Genomic DNA, 18403 nt, shown 5'->3' with positions numbered 1-18403 from the left:
ATTTTACTTCCCTTGGGGATCAAGAGCGGTTTAGTCACGCATCCGGCGTCCTTGCGCTGCCTGACGGTACGGCGCGGCATCGATGCCGTGCTTGCGCATCAAGGCCCAGAAGGCACGCCGATGCTTTTCGCAGGCCCGTGCGGCCTGCGCCACATTGCCGCCATGGCGCGACAGAGCGTGGCGGATGTACTCGCGCTCGAATCCATCGACCACCCGCGCCTTGGCCTGGCGGAACGATTCCTGCGCCGCCTGGCGCCGGGTGTCGCGCAGATTGGCCAAGCCCTGTTCCAGGATGTCCGCCGCCACCTGCGGCCGGGCAGCGTGTGGCGGTAGCGCGGGGCTGGTGCCATGGGCGGCGTAGCGCGCCGGCGCCTCTTCCACCCTGGCCTGGCGCCAAGCCGGGTGCGAGCCCGAGACAGGCCGGCGCATACGGGCGAGCCGTACGCGCATGCTTTCCACGCAGGCGGGCTGCGCCATGAAGTCGGTGGCGCCCAGGCCCAACAAGTCTTCGATGGCGGGTGCTTTCATGCCGTCCATCAGCAGCAGCAAGGGCGTGGTCAGCGCGTCGCCCGCGTGCGACAGGGCCATGCGCGCCCAGGCCACCGACGATGGCGCCACCGGCAGCACGCAACTGTCATAGCGCCGTAGCGACACGGCTACGCGGGCCAAGGCCTGCACGTCTTGTTGCAGGCTCGCGGGCAGGCTTGTGGTCTCGGGTGCGCCCGCATGGTCCACGGCCACCTGCGCTTCCAAAGGCACCAGATGCAGGCGCACGCGCGGCAGCCCGCCCTGACACCGTGTCACCCAGTCGCGCATGGCGGCTTCGTGGCCGGGCGCCAGCAGCACCCCGCAATCCAGGACTTCTCGCACGCTACCCCCAAGACTCGTTAGGCAAGCATGAAGGCTACTGTTGCAAAACCCGCCCAGCTATTCGTATCGAACGCATTGCGGTCGCCACGCCTGGAACCGGCGCGGCACGCCGTTGCGTTTCGAACGGGCATGAAAAAAGCGGCCAATGGCCGCTTTTTCCAATCCGGAGCAAGCCCCGGTGTACTGCTTTGCCGCTTAGTGCGAACGGCCGCCTTGGCGCAGCTTGCGCGCCGCGATGGCTTGCGCAGCCAGCATGGCGAGTTCCGCTTCGACAACTGCGATGTCCGCCTTGTCCTTGGCGTTCGCCAGGGCCTCTTCGGCCTTCTTGCGAGCTTCCACGGCGCGGGCTTCGTCCAGATCGGAAGCACGGATAGCGGTGTCGGCCAAAACCGTCACGCTGCCCGGCTGCACTTCCAGAATGCCCCCGGCGACGAAGATGTTTTCCTCGCCTTGGTCGGCACGAACGATCTTGACCGTGCCGGGGCGTATGCGCGAAATCAGCGGGGTGTGGCCGGGTAAGATGCCCAGTTCACCCGCTTCGCCAGGCAGCACCACGAACTTCGCCTCACCGGAGAAGATCGCTTCCTCTGCGCTGACGACATCCACATGCAGGGTAGCCATATCGGTTCCTTATTGCAGTTTCTTGGCCTTCTCGAAGGCCTCGTCGATCGAACCGACCATGTAGAAGGCCTGTTCCGGCAGTGCATCGCACTCGCCTTCCACGATCATCTTGAAACCACGGATGGTTTCGGCCAGCGGAACGTACTTGCCGGGCGAGCCGGTGAACACTTCAGCAACGTGGAACGGCTGCGACAGGAAGCGCTGGATCTTACGCGCGCGGGCCACGGCCTGCTTGTCTTCCGGCGACAGTTCGTCCATGCCCAGAATCGCGATGATGTCGCGCAGTTCCTTGTAGCGTTGCAGCGTTTGCTGCACGCCACGGGCAACCGCGTAGTGCTCTTCGCCGACGACTTGAGGGTCGAGCTGGCGGCTGGACGAATCCAGCGGGTCCACGGCCGGGTAGATACCCAGCGAAGCGATGTCACGCGACAGCACGACGGTGGAGTCCAAATGCTGGAAGGTCGTGGCAGGCGACGGGTCGGTCAAGTCATCCGCGGGAACGTACACGGCCTGGATGGACGTGATCGAACCGGTCTTGGTCGACGTGATGCGCTCTTGCAGCTTGCCCATTTCTTCAGCCAGCGTGGGCTGGTAGCCCACGGCCGACGGCATACGGCCCAGCAGTGCGGACACTTCGGTACCGGCCAGGGTGTAGCGGTAGATGTTGTCCACGAAGAACAGGATGTCGCGGCCTTCGTCACGGAACTTCTCGGCCATCGTCAGGCCGGTCAGCGCCACGCGCAGACGGTTGCCCGGGGGTTCGTTCATCTGACCGAACACCATCGCAACCTTGTCCAGAACGTTCGACTCTTCCATTTCGTGGTAGAAGTCGTTGCCTTCGCGGGTACGCTCACCCACGCCGGCAAACACCGACAAACCGCTGTGCTGCTTGGCGATGTTGTTGATGAGTTCCATCATGTTCACGGTCTTGCCCACGCCGGCGCCGCCGAACAGGCCGACCTTGCCGCCCTTTGCGAACGGGCAGACCAAGTCAATAACCTTGATGCCGGTTTCCAGCAGTTCCACCGACGGCGACAGTTCGTCGAAACGGGGAGCCGGTTGGTGGATGCCACGCTTTTCTTCGTGTTGGATCGGACCGGCTTCGTCGATGGGACGACCCAGCACGTCCATGATGCGGCCCAGCGTGCCGGTGCCGACGGGCACCGAGATCGGGCCGCCAGTGCCCGTGACCTTCATGCCGCGGCGCAGGCCGTCGCTGGAGCCCAGCGCAATGGTACGCACCACGCCGTCGCCCAACTGTTGCTGCACTTCCAGCGTCAGGCCCTTTTCGGCGAACGAGGAGGACTCGTCGTCGGCCAGGGTAAGCGCCTCATAGATCTTGGGCATGTGATCGCGGGGGAACTGAATATCCACCACGGCGCCGATGCACTGAACGATGGTTCCGTTGCTCATGTCGATTCCTTGCTTGATAGCTTTAGATGGGAGCTGCCTGCCTTAAACGGCGGCAGCGCCCCCTACGATTTCCGAAATTTCTTTGGTGATCGCGGCCTGACGGGTCTTGTTGTAGACCAGTTGCAGCTCTCCGATGACCTTCTTGGCGTTGTCCGACGCCGCCTTCATGGCGACCATCCGGGCCGACTGCTCCGAAGCCATGTTCTCAGCCACGGCTTGATACAGCAGGCCTTCAACGTAACGCTGCAGCAGGTCGTCGATCACGCTACGGGCGTCGGGTTCGTAGATGTAATCCCAGCTGTAGTCCGACTTCACTTCCGACGTCTTGGCCAGGCTCTCGGCGCCCGATTGGTACGGATCGTCCAAACCACTGGCCAACGGCAGCAGACGCAAGAACAACGGCTCCTGCTTCATCGTGTTGACGAAGCGGGTCGAAGCCACGTACAGCGCGTCGATGCGGCCTTCCAGGTAGGCGTCCAGCTGCACCTTGATCGCGCCCAATAGGCGGTCCAGTTGCGGCTTGTCGCCCAGTTGCACTTCCTGGGACACCAGTTTGGCGCCGATACGGGTCAGCACACCCACGCCCTTGTTGCCGAAAGCGGTCGCTTGCACGGCGATGCCGTTTTTCTCGAACTCTTTCAGCTTGCCCAACGTCACGCGAGTGATGTTGGTGTTCAAGCCGCCGCACAAACCCTTGTCAGTCGTCACCATGACCACGCCGACCGCTTTGATTTCGCGTTCGACCAGGTACGGGTGGCTGTACTCGGGGTTGGCCTGCATCAGGTGCGCAGCAATCTCGCGCACCTTGGTAGCGTACGGACGACCAGCACGCATCCGTTCCTGCGCCTTGCGCATTTTGGATGCGGCGACCATTTCCATCGCCTTGGTGATCTTGCGCGTGTTTTGCACGCTCTTGATCTTGGTTCGGATTTCCTTAATTCCGGGCATTGCGCTTTCCTGTGAAGACTGGCCGATGGGTTCCGCTCACGCCTCAACCATCCGGTAAGGACGGGTGAGGCGTTGCAGACGCCTAACCCATCACTTTCTTAAAAAGCACCGTGCTTCTTGAATTCCTGAACGGCGGTGGCCAGTTCGGCCTCGTCGTCCTTGGACAGTTCCTTGGTGTCTTCGATGCGTTGGATCATGGCCGCATGCTTGGCCTTCAGTTGATCCTTCAGCGACTTCTCGAACGACAGCACTTGGGCCACGTCCACGTCATCCAGGTAGCCGTTGTTGACCGTGTACAGCGTGACGGCCAGTTCCCACACTTGCAGCGGCTGGTATTGCGGCTGCTTGAGCAGTTCGACCACGCGCTTGCCGCGTTCCAGCTGGCGACGGGTGGCGTCGTCCAGGTCGGAAGCGAACTGCGCGAAGGCGGCCAGTTCACGGTACTGCGCCAAGTCGGTACGGATACCGCCGGACAGCTTCTTGACGACCTTGGTCTGAGCAGCGCCACCCACACGCGACACCGAGATACCGGCGTTGATTGCGGGGCGGACACCGGCGTTGAACAGGTCGGTTTCCAGGAAGATCTGGCCGTCGGTGATCGAGATCACGTTGGTCGGAACGAAGGCGGACACGTCGCCTGCCTGGGTTTCGATGATCGGCAGTGCGGTCAGCGAACCGGTCTTGCCCTTGACGGCGCCGTTGGTGAACTTTTCGACGTAGTCTTCGTTCACGCGGGCAGCACGTTCCAGCAGACGCGAGTGCAGGTAGAACACGTCGCCCGGGTAGGCTTCACGGCCCGGCGGACGGCGCAGCAGCAGCGACACTTGGCGGTAGGCCCAGGCTTGCTTGGTCAGGTCGTCATAGACGATCAGGGCGTCTTCGCCACGATCGCGGAAGTATTCGCCCATCGTGCAACCGGCGTAGGCAGCCAGGTATTGCATGGCGGCCGAGTCCGAAGCCGAAGCGGCCACGACGATGGTGTATTCCATCGCGCCGTGCTCTTCCAGCTTGCGCACCACGTTGTTGATCGTGGAAGCCTTCTGGCCGATAGCGACGTACACGCAGGTGACGCCCTTGCCCTTCTGGCTGATGATCGTGTCGACGGCGACAGCGGTCTTGCCGGTTTGGCGGTCGCCAATGATCAGCTCGCGCTGGCCACGGCCGATCGGCACCATCGAGTCGATAGCCTTGACGCCGGTTTGCAGCGGCTGCGACACCGAGCGACGGGCAATAACGCCAGGCGCCACTTTTTCAATGATGTCGGTTTCTTTGGCGTTGACCGGGCCCTTGCCGTCGATCGGCTCGCCCAGCGTGTTGACCACGCGGCCTTTCAGTTCCGGACCAACCGGAACTTCCAGAATGCGGCCGGTCGTCTTGACCTGGTCGCCTTCGGAGATGCCGGTGTAGTCGCCCAGAATAACGGCGCCGACGGAGTCGCGCTCGAGGTTGAGCGCCAGACCGAAAACGTTGTTGGGAAATTCGAGCATTTCGCCCTGCATCACGTCGGACAAGCCGTGGATGCGGGTAATACCGTCGGTCACGGACACGACGGTGCCCTGAGTACGGACATCAGCCGAAGCGCCCAGGCCCTCGATGCGGCTCTTGAGCAGTTCGCTGATCTCGGAGGGATTGAGTTGCATATTGACTCCTGGAATCCTGTTAGTTGCCTTAAGCGGCGAGCTGATCGCGCATGCGGACCAATTGGGCTTGTACGGAAGTATCGAGCACTTGGTCGCCGACAGCCACGCGCACGCCGCCGATCAACGACTGGTCGACGGTGACGTTGGGCTTGAGCTTGAGGCCGAATTTTTGTTCGAGCGCGTCGACCAGGTCTTTGACCTGGGCGTCGCTCAGTTCGAACGCGCTGGTGATTTCCGCCTGCGCCGTGCCCTCGTGACGATTGCGCAGCACCACGAATTGCGAGGCGATGTCGGGCAGCAGCAGCAGCCGGTCGTTTTCGACCAGCAGCTCGATGAAATTACGGGCGGCCTGCGGCAGTTCGGCCTTGATCAGGCCGGAGAACAGCTCGACGCGCTGCTTATCGCCCAGACGCGGGTCGGCCATGGCCTCGCGCACGTCGGGGTTGGAGGCGACCTGCGACATTTCGCTGACCAGGTCGGCCCAGGCCGGCAAGCCGGCCTTGTCGTCGCGCGCTGCGCTGAAGAGCGCTTCAGCGTAGGGCCGGGCAACAGTGGAAAGTTCAGCCATGACGGTCCCGGATTAAAGCTGCGCGCGAAGCTGGTTGAGCAGCTCGGCGTGGGCGCGGGCGTCAACCTCGCGCTTGAGGATCTGTTCAGCACCCTTGACAGCCAACGCGGCAACATCGTCGCGCAGCGAGTCACGAGCGCGCTGGACTTCCTGCGCGGCATCCTGAGCGGCTTGAGCCACGATACGGGCGCGTTCAGCTTCCGCTTCACGGCGGGCTTGCTCGATCAGGGAGGCGGCTTGCTTCTCGGCCTCGATGATGCGGGCGTGGTTTTCGGACTTGGCAGAAGCCTCGATCAGACTGACACGCGCCTGGGCTTGAGCCAAATCGGCCTTGCCCTTCTCGGCGGCGGCAAGGCCGTCGGCGATTTTTTGGCGGCGCTCGTCCATCGCCTTCGTCAGAGGAGGCCACACGAATTTCATCGTGAACCAGCCCAGAACGAAGAACACGAGCATCTGGAAAATGATCGTCGCGTTCAGATTCACGGTCGTTCCTTTAACACCTTGCGGCTCCGACCGCACCCGGAAAGGGGCGTCACGGAGCACTCGATACTTTGCTGGCCGGCGACGGGGCTGTTGCCCACATCGCCGCCAACGTCATGACCCGCCTATTCGCCGGCGGGCGCTGCCTTAACCGACGAACGGGTTGGCGAAGGCGAACAGCATGGCAATACCCACGCCGATCAGGAATGCCGCGTCGATCAGGCCGGCCAGCAGGAACATCTTCGTTTGCAGAGCGTTCATCAGCTCAGGCTGACGAGCCGAAGCTTCCAGATACTTGCCGCCCATCAATGCGATGCCGATGCAAGCGCCGATAGCACCCAAACCGATGATGAGACCGCAAGCGAGGGCAACGAAAGCGACGTTGGTCATGACAACTCCTTGGTTAGAAATCTGAAGTCAAAAATTGAAAATAAGGGGTACAGCTCAATGCAAGATAATCTTGCTATCCCACGCTGGCCGGGTGGCCAGCGCAAGAAATTCGGGGGATCAGTGGCCTTCGTGTGCCTGGCCGAGATAAACCAGCGTCAGCATCATGAAGATGAAGGCCTGCAGAAGGACGATCAGGATGTGGAAGATCGCCCAGATGGAGCCGGCCAGGATGTGGCCGATTCCCAAGCCGATGCTGGCGCCGTTAAAGCCGGTCCAGGCGCCACCCAGCAGGGCGATCAGCATGAAAATCAGTTCGCCGGCGAACATGTTGCCGAACAACCGCATGCCCAGCGACACGGACTTGGCGGCGTATTCGATCAGGTTCAGCAGCAGGTTGAATGGGGCCAGCACAACGGCGCCCAGGCCATGCGCATGGAACGGCGCGGTGAACAGTTCTTTGACGAAGCCGCCCGGGTGCTTGATCTTGATGCCGTAATAGAACATCAGCAGCAGCACGCCCAGCGACATGCCCATCGGCACGTTCAGGTCGGCCGTCGGCAGAATGCGGTGGTAATAGAGGGGATCGCCGTGCTCGGCACCCAGGCCGGTCAGGCGCCAGATGGAGGGCAACAGGTCAACCGGCAGCAAGTCCAGCGCGTTCATCAGGATGATCCAGAGGAACACGGTGAGCGCCAGCGGGGCGATGAAAAGACGGCTTTTGGCGTTGTGGACGATGCCCTTGGCCTGGTCGTCGACCATGTCGACGATCATTTCCACGAAAGCCTGGAAGCGGGTCGGCACGCCACTGGTGGCGCGGCGAGCAGCGCGCCACAGAAAGAAAATGACGATCAGACCCATCAGGCCGGACCAGAACAACGAGTCGTAATTGATGATGTCGAACTGAGCAATTGCGCTCTGTTTTTCACCGGTATTGTTCAGATGCACCAAGTGATGCTGAATATACGCGGACTGAGGCGACACGTCGCTGGCAGCAGCCATTTGAATCCTACCCTATTTGCTGTATGCCCGAACCCTTGCGAGTCGGACGATTCCACGATCACGTTTGCCGCTACTTACTGCTCGGCGCTAAGACAACTTGCGGAACATCAAGAGCAAGAGATAACCCTTCAATGTGAGTATCAGACCCAGCAATGCGGCAGGCCAAACCAGACTGTCCTGTGCCACACGCGAAAGCATCCACAACAGCAATGCGGTTGCGAACAACTTGATCAACTCACCAGAGAGAAAGGTAAAGGGATTGGCTTTACCGGCCCGAACACTGACAGCCAGGCGCAATGCAAACAATGCATTGGGTATGAAATACGCTCCCGCCCCCGCCAGCGCCGACCAACCAGCCGCCGCCCCTCCGACAACTCCCGCAATTACCGCTGCTGCGAGCCCCATGGCGCCTTGCGCCGCCAGTGCCAACAGGAGACCGCGGCTTGCCTGAGCATTCAGCGCCACGCGATCCGCGTCGCTTAGAACCAGGACCTTGATGTCGTCATCGAGGATGCCATCACTATTGATGCCACCACCGCCAACTCCACCCTCTTTACCGCCCTGGCCCGACAACCCTCGTTGCTGTGCACTTTGTGCCGTGTCTCGTAATGAGTCCCGCACCGTGCTTTGCATCGAGTTTTGCATTGGCTCATGCATCAAACACCCCGCTACTTCTTGCCCCTGTCAGAACCGGCTTAGCCTGCACAAAAGTAGTGTCTTTCAACTACTTTTATCTACCCGGCCGCCACGTGTTCTTATCCCGCAAGCGTCAAACCCGCAGAGTATAGCTTGAATCTTTTTGCCCAAGCAAATGAACTTTCGGGAGTTTGTAAGGTGCGCGCAACGTCCCGGCAAACATCGAAATTAGGGACGCGAACCAGAGCTGGTCGCCGGCTGCGCAAGCCTTGCGCAGCGCGGCCTGGGCACGAAAAAGCGGCCCTACATCGAAGGGCCGCTTTTGGTTCCGGTGGGCGGTGCTAACCCACGCCGAAGATCAGTCTTCCTTGACGGGCGGCGGGGCCCACAGGCCGTCCAGCGCCGTGTCCTGCGGCCAATACAAGCGCATGCTCAACAGGAACTTGCCGTCGGCGGCCGGCGTGCTGACCCAGTTCGAACGCTTCCTGTCACCCGGATCCCGGCGCTGGATGTAGATGTCCAGCGAGCCATCGTCGTTGTACTTCAGGTCGTCGGTGCTGCGCAGCGCGTAGCGGTTGGCGGGGTTTTCAGCAAAGCCATGCTTGTCGTTATAGACATGCAACGACCAGAACGCATTGGCCGGCGGCAGTTGGCCCTTGTCGAAATGCAGCACGTAGTCTTCGTTCGAATCGAGCTGGCGGCCCTTGGAGTCCGACATGGTCACCGGATACAGCACGTCTTCCGGCGTGGGCGCGCCCAAGCCCGCATAGGCAATCGCGGCGCGGCGCGAATAGTCGGTGCCATAGGTGCCGATGCCCGACAGCACGGTATTCCAGTTATTGATCGGCGTGCCCAGGCGCGACACCCCATCCGCAATGCGGCGGCCCGCCATCGGCTGCGCGTCGGCCAGCGCCTGCTGCACGGCCGGGCTCAGGCGTCCGTACGAGAACGGTTGACGGCTATCCAGGCCAATGCGGCGCATGCGGTCAAGAATCGGCGTGTCGTTGGCGTGCGGCGGGTTGTTGCGCATCACATCAAAGAACAGCGTGAAGAACGAGGCCGCGTCCATGCTGGCGGCTTGTTCGGCCGGCGTGCCGTCGGGCACCGTCACCGGCATCGGCATGGGCAAGCCGCTGCCGATGGGCGCCGAGCCCACGCGCGAGCCGGTTTGCGGATACGCGTTGCCGGCGTTGCGGTTGCGCGATGACGGGGTCGCGGCCATCGGCGCCATCATCGGCGATGCCGTCATGCCTGCCTGGATCTGATTGACGGCGGCATAGTCCTGCGGGCCCTTGGCCTGCGTCCAGCCGATCAGCCAACCCGTGGAGGTAGGGCTGTGGATGACGTCGACGCCGGCGGGCACGCTGCCCTGCCAGTTGGGGCCGACGATGGCGAACGACTGCGCGCCGGATCCGTTGGTGCGCGTGCCGCGCGAGGCGAACACGTCACTCCACATATCCAGCGCCGACAGCACCGAATAGCGGCCGCCGGTATCAGGCAGGTTCACGATCAAGGGCGCTTGCGACACGTCGAACCACAGGCTGGAATACAGCGCGTCGGCGCTGGGCCAGGGGGTATCGGCGGCACGCGGATCCGGGAAAGCGGTCTTGTGGCCGAACTGGTTGACCGGCGCGCGGCCATCCAGAGGCGTCTGTACGGCGGTGGCCTTGCGGCGCGCCAGTTCCATCAGCACCATCGGATAGGCGTAGACGTAGGCGTCGATCGCCGTGTCGCGCAGTTCCTGTTCGCTCATTTGCGGGGCGGGCGCGGACGACGCCGGATACGGCGTTTCAGAGACCAGCCGCAGCGTGGACTGCGGCGCTTGAGCCTGGGTGGCGGTCATGGCGCAGGCGCTCAAGGCACCGGCGAGCACCGCGGTGGACCACCGGCGGCGAGCAATAAATGTACGCATGCAAGGCTCCTTCTTGATTTTGTTTGCTAGCGAGCCGCCGCGCGGGACTTGCCAGTGGGGCAAGCCGCTCTGGCGCGGCACCTCTTGATGACGCCTAACCAGCATAGGGAAGAAGCCTGCAACAAGGTGCTGCCCAGACGTTTCAAGGCGCAACGGCCGTGCAACACCCTCGCGCCCATGAAAAAGCGCGCCGGAGTCGGCGCGCTGGGCTTTCTGCGACAGATCCGCAAGCGTTTTGCGGCAGTAACAAGCCTTAACGGTGTTTGAAGTCCGGTTTGCGCTTTTCGGTAAATGCGGCCATCCCTTCCTTCTGGTCTTCCGTGGCGAACAGGGAATGGAACACCCGGCGCTCGAACAACAGGCCTTCGTTCAAGGACCCTTCGAACGCGCGGTTCACGCATTCCTTGGCCATCATGACGGACGGCAAAGACATCGACGCGATGACGGTGGCGGCGTCCAGCGCTTCTTCCATCAGCTTGTCGGCGGCGACCACGCGCGACACCAGGCCGGCGCGTTCGGCTTCTTCGGCGCCCATCATGCGGGCGGTCAGGGCCAGGTCCATGGCCTTGGCCTTGCCCACCGCGCGCGGCAGGCGCTGCGTGCCGCCCGCGCCGGGAATCACGCCCAGCTTGATTTCGGGCTGGCCGAACTTGGCGGTGTCGGCGGCGATGATGATGTCGCACATCATGGCCAGTTCGCAACCGCCGCCCAAGGCGTAGCCGGCCACGGCGGCGATCACGGGCTTGCGAATGCGCTTCAGGGTTTCCCAGTTGCGGGTGATGTATTCGCTGCCGTACACGTCCATGTACGACCAGTCTTTCATGGCGCCGATGTCCGCGCCCGCGGCAAACGCCTTTTCGCTGCCGGTGATGACCACGCAGCCGATGTCGGCGTTGTCCTCGAACGCCAGCAGCGCCGCGCCGAGCTCATCCATCAGTTGATCGTTCAGCGCGTTGAGCGCCTTGGGGCGGTTCAGCGTCAGCAGACCGACGCGGCCCCGGGTTTCGACCAGTACAAACGACTCGCTCATTGAATGTCTCCAGTAGGAAGTATGAAATAAGATACGAGCATGAAAAAAGACAACGCTTGCCCCGTACTTTACCGCCTGACGCCCCATGACCCGGCCGGACACCGCTACCGGATAACCCTAACGATCGACACGCCCTCGCCCGACGGCCAGCGCCTGTCTTTGCCGGCCTGGATTCCGGGCAGCTACCTGATCCGCGACTTCTCGCGCCAGATCGAATCCGTAACGGCCCACGCGGGCTCGCGCCGCGTGATTGTCGACAAGATCGACAACCACACCTGGCAGGTCGCCCCCACCGACGGCCCGCTGCGGGTGGAGTACGTGGTGTACGCCTGGGACTTGTCGGTACGCGGCGCGCACCTGGACGAAACCCACGGCTTCTTCAATGGCACCAGCGTGTTCCTGCGTGTGCATGGGCAAGATCACCTGCCCTGCCTGGTGGACCTTGCGCCCCCGCGCGGCATCGACGGCTGGAAGGTCTACACCAGCCTGCCCGAAGCCGCCGGCCAGCGCGGCGCGGCACGCCGCCACGGCTTCGGCCTGTATCAGGCACCCGACTACGACGCGCTGATCGACCATCCGGTGGAAATGGGCACGCCGCAGGTTGCCCGCTTTACGTCCCACGGCGCCGAGCACGAACTGGTCTTCACCGGCGTTGCGCCCAATCTGGACCTGGCGCGCATCGCGACCGACGTAAAGAAAATTTGCGACACGCAGATTGAATTCTTCGAACCGCGCACCAAGCGCGCGCCCTTCCTGGACAGTTCCAACCGCTACGTCTTCATGACGATGATCACGGGCGACGGCTACGGCGGCCTGGAGCATCGCGCCAGCACCGCGCTGATGACCGCGCGCAAGGACCTGCCCGTGCTGGGCCAGCAAGGCCAGGGCGAAGGCTATCGCGGGTTCCTCGGGCTGGTCAGCCATGAGTACTTCCACACCTGGAACGTCAAGCGCATCAAGCCGCAGGCCTTTGCGCCCTACCATCTGGAGCAGCCCGACCTGACCCGCCTGCTGTGGGTGTTCGAAGGCTTCACGTCTTATTACGACGACCTGCTGCTGCTGCGTTCCGGCGTCATCACGCAGACGGAATATCTGCGCTTGCTGGCCAAGACCATTACCAGCGTGGCCCGCACCCCGGGCCGCGCCAAGCAATCCGTGGCGGAAAGCTCGTTCGACGCCTGGACGCGCTATTACAAGCAAGATGAGAATTCGCCGAACGCGCTGGTCAGCTATTACACCAAGGGCGCGCTGGTGGCATTGGGGCTGGACTTGTTGATCCGCCGCGAAAGCGCCAACGCGCATTCGCTGGACGACGTGATGCGCCTGCTGTGGGACCGCTACGGTCGCGACTTTTATCAAGGCAAGCCGCAAGGCCTGGCGGAAGACGCGCTGCCCGGCCTGATCCGGGAAGCCACCGGCGTCGACACCCGCCGCTTCATCGCGCGCCATGCCTACGGCACGGCGGATGTGCCCTTGGCCGAACTGCTGGCCGATCAAGGCATCACGCTGAGCTGGAAGACGGCGATGAACATTCCGACTCTGGATGTACGCCCCCGCAAGCAAGGTGACACGGTGATGCTGGCCACGGTGCTGGAAGGCGGCGCGGGCCACAAGGGTGGGTTGTCAGCGGGCGACGTGCTGGTGGCGCTGGACGGGCTGCGCGTGGAATCACCGGCCGGCCTGGATATGCTGCTGTCGCAGTATCTGCCAGGCGACCGCGTGACGGTGCACGTGTTCCGGCGCGACGAGCTGCGCGCGTTCCGCGTCAAGCTGAACGCGCCCGAAGCGCTGGACTGCGTGCTGACGGTGTAGGAAAACGGACGGGCCGTGTTATCGGCCCGCTCCGGTCACTGGCCCTCCCCAATCACTGCCCTGCCACTGATCCCTATTCGTAGAACAGCGTCACGGTGGCCGTGGCATTGATTTTTCCCGCCACCAGGGTGTCATCGGTCTGGTAGTAGCGCGCTACCAGCGGGATGGTCAGCCTTTCCTTATCGACCGTCGTCACGGTGGTTGTGAACTCAGTACGGGTCGCAAGCGGTTGGACGACATTGCTGCCGAGATCGCCCTGCAGCAATTGCACGCCGACGCCCCGCGCCATATCGCCCCCTTGGGCGTTCTTGATGACGTGTTCCGGCGTGCCGTCCGCATCAATCCGATAGGCCACCTTGACGCCTTGATCGCAGTCCAGCTTGATGTTAAACGCCTTGTCCGCGGCCGTGGCGCCGCGATGACCCAGGTGACGGTTGTTGATCGTAAGAAGTTCCACCTCTACCAATTGCCCGTCGACCACCGTACAGCCGCTGCTGTTGACCTCGTAAGCCACATTGCTGAAGACCACCATATTGCTGCGCAGCGCGCCGTAATAAACATCAGCGCGATGCGCGAAGGACACGCCGGATTTGATGGGGCCGATCTTGATGAGTTCGAACTCGAAATGCTGCGGCGGGTAATACTTGTAGTTTCCGAGCTTAAAACCATATCGGGGGTAGTTCATATACACACCCCCTTCGTGCGTCCAGAATATGCGCATGCCAATGCCCGGAATGCCACTCTCGTACACGTTTTTGTAGCCCGGCACCGCTTTCGCACCCGCCTGCAAACCATACTCGAACCGCTCGCCGACGGTGTTGCACTGGAGATAGGCAATCCCCTCGTTGATCGTTTTCTTGTAGATCGTGCTGCCTATCGCCGCGTCGCGCGGTGGCTTCATTTCTTTCAAGTGCTGCGCGGTAATGGTCGTCGTCAGGGACTGTCCGGTACATGCCGCCCAAACCGGGCGTCCCGCCGACATCAGCAGGGCGAACCCAAAAACCGCCAGTCGCAACGTTATTTTCATGATGCCGAATCCTGTGGGGAAAATTGCTGGACGGACGTGCACGGCAACTCCAACTGCGGGTAGTAATGCGCGTCTTCGGACGCCGCCTGCTCGTCCACCTGATAGATGGCCTGACATTGCTGGTCGACCCCTTCTCCCCACCTGACCGCCAACTGCCCTTGCCCCTGCAAGCCGCGCACAAAGGCCCGGCCACCCTGGCCCACCAGCGTGACGGCGTCGATACCCAGGATGATGACTTCCGCGCCCATGGGTATGGTTGCACCGTGGTCACGCACCAGTTTCAACAAGATCGGCCGACCCGCCACGGTGGGGTAACGCAACAACACGACCGCCCCCGCGCGCGGGGCGACCTGCTGCGACGTGATTTCCAGTTCGACATCACGTGACGTGCCCTTGGGATCCAGCGCGACCTCGTTGCGGCGGTACGGCATCAGGCCCGCCATGACGCCATAACCGTTACTGCCGATGCGCCCGCGCGAGCCCGACACAATTCCCGCGCCGTAGGCATCGGGCGCTTCAAGCACCGCCATCGTCTCGCCCTGCGCCTGGGTCGCGTTGATGCCTCCCGCGTGGGCGATCAAGGTGCCGCGCATGCCTGCGCCGAACTGTCGATAGCCGCTGCCGCCGCTGCCCGACAAGGTGTAGTTCGCGTGTGCCGTGTCATAGCGCAAGCTGCCGCCCTGGTTGCGGCTGCCTTGGCCGTCGGTGCGGTTATACGTTCCGTACACGTTGTAGCCGAACTGCCCGCTATCCCCGGCAGATCCGCTGACCGACGCGTTGGTGCTGCGCTTGCCGTTGCCTTCAAGGTTCAACGATGTACTGAGATACGCCGAGTTCGGCCCACGCCCCAATGGCAGGTTGAGGCTAAGCAGATACTGGTTGCCAAAGCGGCCGCCCTGGTCCTGCGTACGCGATACGCTGATATTGACGCTGCCCCAAGCGTAGCCATTGGAGTAGCTGGCGTAGTAGCTGGTATCGCGGCTTTGGTGGCGGTTCCAGTAGTTCTGCGCCACGCCGGACAGCGTCACGTGTCCGTAGCCTTCGCCCAGGGGTTGGCTGACGTTGAACTGGAGGCGGCTGCGCTCCTTGCCCCCATACGCCACCGTGCCGCGCGATTCGCGCAGGCGTGCAAATTCGCCAAGGCTCAGATAGCCTTCGCTGGAAAACCGATACGCCACCACGCTGAAGTTCGTCGATGTAGGCTCCACCAGTTTGCTATAGCTCAGCCGCACACTGCGCCCGCTAGCCGGGTTGCGCGTTGATTTCGTTGTGGCGTGCGACTGCGTCAGGTCGGCCGCCAACGCACCCAGCGGCGTACTCAACGCGACGCCGCCCTGAATCGCCCGATACTGCTGCGCCGCGATGACGCCACCGTAGCCCGTCACCGTATCGGACAACCCGCGCTGATACGTTCCCTGCAAGAACGCGGGCGGCGCATCCAGCGTGTCATCGCGATACCGTCCGCCCGTCACGCTAAAACGCGAACTACCCGGGCGCAACAGCTGAGCCACCGACGCATAGGGCACCACAAACTGTTTGGTTCGCCCGTCCGCTTCGGTGATGGTCACGTCAAGATCCCCGGCGTAACCGGTGTTGTAAAGATCATCGATGGCAAAAGGCCCGGGCGACACGGTCGTTTCATACAACAGGTTGGTGCCCTGGCGCACACTCACCTTGGCCGTGGTATCGGCCACGCCACGCACCACCGGCGCAAAACCGCGCATCGAGTCCGGCAACATGCGTTCGTCGCTGCTGAGTTGGACGCCCGTATACGGCACGCTGTCAAAAAGATTGCCGGGCGTGTAGAACTGCCCCAGCGTCAGTTGCGCGCTGGCCGCGGTCACATCACGCTGCGCATAGCTGCTTAATGCCTGATAACGACTGCGCTGGATAGCGCCCGGCCGATCGGTATAGCTGAACGACCCGTTGTGCCGAAAGCGCCAGTCGCCCAGATTCAAGCCCGCGTTCGCGCTGCTGAAGAACTGACGCTCGGTGCGGTTGCCAAAGCGGTTGGACGACAGGTTGATGCCATACCCCAGAAAACCGGCATCGATGCCCGCGTCCCATTCTTCGGGCGGAACATAGCCGCGCACCACCGCCTTCAGGTAGATCTGCGGAATGGAAAGATCGGCGCGCAGCTCTGACATGTCCACTTCAAAGCGGCTGGAAGGCGGCAGGCCGTCCAGCCCCACGCATTGTTCGTCGGACACTGACACGGCCTGCTCCGCATTCAGCAGCGGGATGTTGACGCCGATCCGCTCATACACCTTCATGGGCAGGCAGGGTTGGGCGTCGGCATGCGCCGCGGTGGTGGCAAGCGTGGTGGCCGAATCAGCCGCGCGCACCCGGACCTGCTGCCGCCCGGCGTGGTTGCCGTTCAGGTACAGGTCCAGTTGATAGACCCCGGGCGTCAGGGCATTGCCGCCTTGAAAGCGCGACAAATCGACCGCCTTCCCGTTGCGTCCACCAAAGAACGCAGGATTGAACTCAACGGGTTCCTGCGCTTGGAGCGTGGCGCTGAACAAACCGGAAAAAAGCAGGAATGCGCTGCTCAACCGTACGTGACGATACACGGCGCGGCCTACGGTTCAAGCGGACTTTCGCGCCGCTCGGCGGCGCCATAGTCATTGATCCATTCAAACGCCACGGCGCCCTTGGCGCCCGCCGCACTCGACAATTTTCCAAGGCCCAGATCCGTCACGGATAGTGGCGACAACATTTGGGCAGGCACGGTGACGTCACGTCCATTGCCAAGCTGCACGGTCACGGCGGTCAGCGACACATGGAATGCGCTGTCATTGCGCACTTGCAGCGCCGCGCCCTTGCTGGTGGCCACCACGCGCCAATTCAGGCGCTCGGCGGCCTGGCGGGGTGAGCCGGACAGGCCGGCAGGGCGGAAGAACAATTTGATGCGGCTGCGGAAAGCCAATTGCATGTGGTTCGCAACCTGCGCGGACGGCAGGGGCGGAACGTCAAGCACGTTCATCCAGAACACGGATTCGCGATCCGTCGCAACGCCAGGTTGGGGAATATAGGCAATGCGCAGCGTCTGCCCCGTGCGCGGATTGACACGCGCCAGCGGCGGCGTGATCACGAAGGGCACGTCGGTTTCGTCGGGGCTTGAATCCAGGTCGCCGTCGTCTATCCAGGCCTGCACCAGCGCCGGCTTGCCGCCTTCATTGGTCAGGCGCAATGTGACTTCGCGTTCTTCGGCGGGATAGATGATGCGCGTACCACCGATCACCACATTGGATTGGGCGGCAGGGGGCAGCAGGGTCGCACATGCCAGGCACAGCAACGCGCAGAAACGGCGAAGCGTGGCCCGGCTTGCGTGGTCCGAAAGCCCCCCGAGCATGCGCTCAAGGGGGATCGGCTTCATTCGTAGATCAGGTCCAGCAGGACTTCGGTCTGGACCGGGCCGGGCGTGGTGTTGGCGGTGGCCGCCAGGTACTGCGCGTAGAACTCAATCTTCGCGGCATTGCCCTCGATGCTGACGGCTTCAGTGCCAGAGTTGTCGGACAGATTGATGGGCTGGTATTTGCTGTTCAGCAGTTGGACTTGTGCATTTGACGGCGTCTCGCCGTTGATTGACGCAGCCGGGGTGATCAAGGCGCCCGTGATGGGATCGACGCTCGAACCGCTGTTAAAGCGCGTGGTGACCTTGCTGCCCGAGCAGCCGGTCAGCTTCAACTCGATCGGCTTGCGGCCGGCCACATCGTTCTGCTTGGCCAATGCGCGAGTGCTGACGGTGGGCAGTTCGACTGCCATGACGTATTCGCCACTACCATTGTCTCCAACGATTGCGCAGGTGGACGGAGACACCTCGCCCTTGAACACCAACTTCACATCCGCTGCCATCGCGCTGCCGCACAACAGCAGGGACGAGAAGGCCAAACTTGCCGCAACAATCTTCTTATTCACCGAAATCTCCGAATGCCTGTTGTCCCAAATGAGGGATGGCAGTCATTGTTTCGATTTCGCTTGGCAGGAAATACGAGAAAGTTCTTAAAGGAAACGCGCAGGGAAAGTAATGATGTTGCCGCGCCACATATCCTGC

The 18403-nt window shown here is 62.4% G+C and carries 17 protein-coding genes; 1 reads left to right on the top strand and 16 read right to left on the bottom strand.

The features are described from left to right. Positions 1–30: 30 nt before the first annotated feature. The 12 genes from M2361_RS26890 to M2361_RS26835 form a co-directional block, all read right to left on the bottom strand. Positions 31–870: a helix-turn-helix domain-containing protein gene (locus M2361_RS26890; protein ID WP_259252833.1), complete on the bottom strand. Its 840-nt coding sequence runs from the start codon at positions 868–870 to the stop codon at positions 31–33. Positions 871–1065: 195 nt separating this feature from the next. Next, positions 1066–1491 (bottom strand): F0F1 ATP synthase subunit epsilon, encoded by a 426-nt coding sequence (locus M2361_RS26885; RefSeq protein WP_006217064.1) that lies wholly within the window; start codon positions 1489–1491, stop codon positions 1066–1068. A 9-nt stretch (positions 1492–1500) separates the two neighbouring features. Beyond that, positions 1501–2904, bottom strand: a complete 1404-nt coding sequence (atpD, locus tag M2361_RS26880; protein WP_100853365.1) for a F0F1 ATP synthase subunit beta — start codon at positions 2902–2904, stop codon at positions 1501–1503. Positions 2905–2946: 42 nt separating this feature from the next. Then, a complete protein-coding gene (gene atpG, locus M2361_RS26875) occupies positions 2947–3852 on the bottom strand; it encodes a F0F1 ATP synthase subunit gamma (protein ID WP_259252832.1) in 906 nt (301 codons plus the stop codon). A 98-nt stretch (positions 3853–3950) separates the two neighbouring features. Further along, positions 3951–5492 (bottom strand): F0F1 ATP synthase subunit alpha, encoded by a 1542-nt coding sequence (atpA, locus tag M2361_RS26870; protein WP_006217061.1) that lies wholly within the window; start codon positions 5490–5492, stop codon positions 3951–3953. Positions 5493–5520: 28 nt separating this feature from the next. Further along, a complete protein-coding gene (locus M2361_RS26865) occupies positions 5521–6060 on the bottom strand; it encodes a F0F1 ATP synthase subunit delta (RefSeq protein WP_100853366.1) in 540 nt (179 codons plus the stop codon). A gap of 12 nt (positions 6061–6072) precedes the next feature. After that, the gene (locus tag M2361_RS26860; RefSeq protein WP_006227275.1) at positions 6073–6543 is read right to left on the bottom strand and encodes a F0F1 ATP synthase subunit B; all 471 of its coding nucleotides are present in this window, start codon (positions 6541–6543) and stop codon (positions 6073–6075) included. Positions 6544–6687: 144 nt separating this feature from the next. Next, positions 6688–6930, bottom strand: coding sequence for a F0F1 ATP synthase subunit C (gene atpE, locus M2361_RS26855; RefSeq protein ID WP_003815363.1), 243 nt, complete (start codon positions 6928–6930; stop codon positions 6688–6690). Positions 6931–7047: 117 nt separating this feature from the next. Further along, positions 7048–7929 (bottom strand): F0F1 ATP synthase subunit A, encoded by an 882-nt coding sequence (gene atpB, locus M2361_RS26850; protein ID WP_006227276.1) that lies wholly within the window; start codon positions 7927–7929, stop codon positions 7048–7050. Positions 7930–8016: 87 nt separating this feature from the next. Beyond that, a complete protein-coding gene (locus tag M2361_RS26845; protein WP_404976459.1) occupies positions 8017–8442 on the bottom strand; it encodes an ATP synthase subunit I in 426 nt (141 codons plus the stop codon). A 481-nt stretch (positions 8443–8923) separates the two neighbouring features. Next, the gene (locus M2361_RS26840; protein WP_259252829.1) at positions 8924–10477 is read right to left on the bottom strand and encodes a DUF1254 domain-containing protein; all 1554 of its coding nucleotides are present in this window, start codon (positions 10475–10477) and stop codon (positions 8924–8926) included. A 253-nt stretch (positions 10478–10730) separates the two neighbouring features. After that, positions 10731–11507, bottom strand: coding sequence for an enoyl-CoA hydratase (locus M2361_RS26835; protein ID WP_050446775.1), 777 nt, complete (start codon positions 11505–11507; stop codon positions 10731–10733). 39 nt (positions 11508–11546) lie between these two features. Here M2361_RS26835 and M2361_RS26830 point away from each other — a divergent pair, with 39 nt between their 5' ends. Beyond that, positions 11547–13319: a M61 family metallopeptidase gene (locus M2361_RS26830; protein ID WP_259252828.1), complete on the top strand. Its 1773-nt coding sequence runs from the start codon at positions 11547–11549 to the stop codon at positions 13317–13319. Positions 13320–13392: 73 nt separating this feature from the next. On the opposite strand, the gene M2361_RS26825 is transcribed toward M2361_RS26830, so the two are convergent. From M2361_RS26825 to M2361_RS26810, 4 genes are read right to left on the bottom strand one after another with little or no spacing between them, the layout of a single operon-like run. Next, a complete protein-coding gene (locus M2361_RS26825) occupies positions 13393–14346 on the bottom strand; it encodes a fimbrial protein (RefSeq protein ID WP_259252827.1) in 954 nt (317 codons plus the stop codon). Beyond that, positions 14343–16919, bottom strand: a complete 2577-nt coding sequence (locus M2361_RS26820) for a fimbria/pilus outer membrane usher protein (protein ID WP_259252826.1) — start codon at positions 16917–16919, stop codon at positions 14343–14345. The genes M2361_RS26825 and M2361_RS26820 overlap by 4 nt, the downstream gene beginning before the upstream one ends. 8 nt (positions 16920–16927) lie before the next feature. Beyond that, positions 16928–17725 (bottom strand): fimbria/pilus periplasmic chaperone, encoded by a 798-nt coding sequence (locus tag M2361_RS26815; protein ID WP_259252825.1) that lies wholly within the window; start codon positions 17723–17725, stop codon positions 16928–16930. Next, positions 17722–18267 (bottom strand): fimbrial protein, encoded by a 546-nt coding sequence (locus tag M2361_RS26810; RefSeq protein ID WP_259252824.1) that lies wholly within the window; start codon positions 18265–18267, stop codon positions 17722–17724. Before M2361_RS26810 ends, M2361_RS26815 begins: the two co-directional genes overlap by 4 nt. Between the last annotated feature and the right edge of the window lie 136 nt (positions 18268–18403).

The sequence above is a fragment of the Achromobacter sp. JUb104 genome, from assembly GCF_024806975.1.
GTDB lineage: Bacteria > Pseudomonadota > Gammaproteobacteria > Burkholderiales > Burkholderiaceae_B > Achromobacter > Achromobacter spanius.
The sequence above is the reverse complement of the archived record's forward strand: the minus strand, read 5'-3'. Positions and strand labels throughout refer to the sequence as shown.

Excerpts from the sequence above, each read along its gene's own strand:
- atpA (WP_006217061.1), bottom strand. The coding sequence starts at position 5,492 with ATGCAACTCAATCCCTCCGAGATCAGCGAACTGCTCAAGAGCCGCATC.
- atpD (WP_100853365.1), bottom strand. The coding sequence starts at position 2,904 with ATGAGCAACGGAACCATCGTTCAGTGCATCGGCGCCGTGGTGGATATT.
- atpG (WP_259252832.1), bottom strand. The coding sequence starts at position 3,852 with ATGCCCGGAATTAAGGAAATCCGAACCAAGATCAAGAGCGTGCAAAAC.
- M2361_RS26830 (WP_259252828.1), top strand. The coding sequence starts at position 11,547 with ATGAAAAAAGACAACGCTTGCCCCGTACTTTACCGCCTGACGCCCCAT.
- atpE (WP_003815363.1), bottom strand. The coding sequence starts at position 6,930 with ATGACCAACGTCGCTTTCGTTGCCCTCGCTTGCGGTCTCATCATCGGT.
- M2361_RS26815 (WP_259252825.1), bottom strand. The coding sequence starts at position 17,725 with ATGAAGCCGATCCCCCTTGAGCGCATGCTCGGGGGGCTTTCGGACCAC.
- M2361_RS26835 (WP_050446775.1), bottom strand. The coding sequence starts at position 11,507 with ATGAGCGAGTCGTTTGTACTGGTCGAAACCCGGGGCCGCGTCGGTCTG.
- M2361_RS26885 (WP_006217064.1), bottom strand. The coding sequence starts at position 1,491 with ATGGCTACCCTGCATGTGGATGTCGTCAGCGCAGAGGAAGCGATCTTC.
- atpB (WP_006227276.1), bottom strand. The coding sequence starts at position 7,929 with ATGGCTGCTGCCAGCGACGTGTCGCCTCAGTCCGCGTATATTCAGCAT.
- M2361_RS26840 (WP_259252829.1), bottom strand. The coding sequence starts at position 10,477 with ATGCGTACATTTATTGCTCGCCGCCGGTGGTCCACCGCGGTGCTCGCC.
- M2361_RS26865 (WP_100853366.1), bottom strand. The coding sequence starts at position 6,060 with ATGGCTGAACTTTCCACTGTTGCCCGGCCCTACGCTGAAGCGCTCTTC.
- M2361_RS26825 (WP_259252827.1), bottom strand. The coding sequence starts at position 14,346 with ATGAAAATAACGTTGCGACTGGCGGTTTTTGGGTTCGCCCTGCTGATG.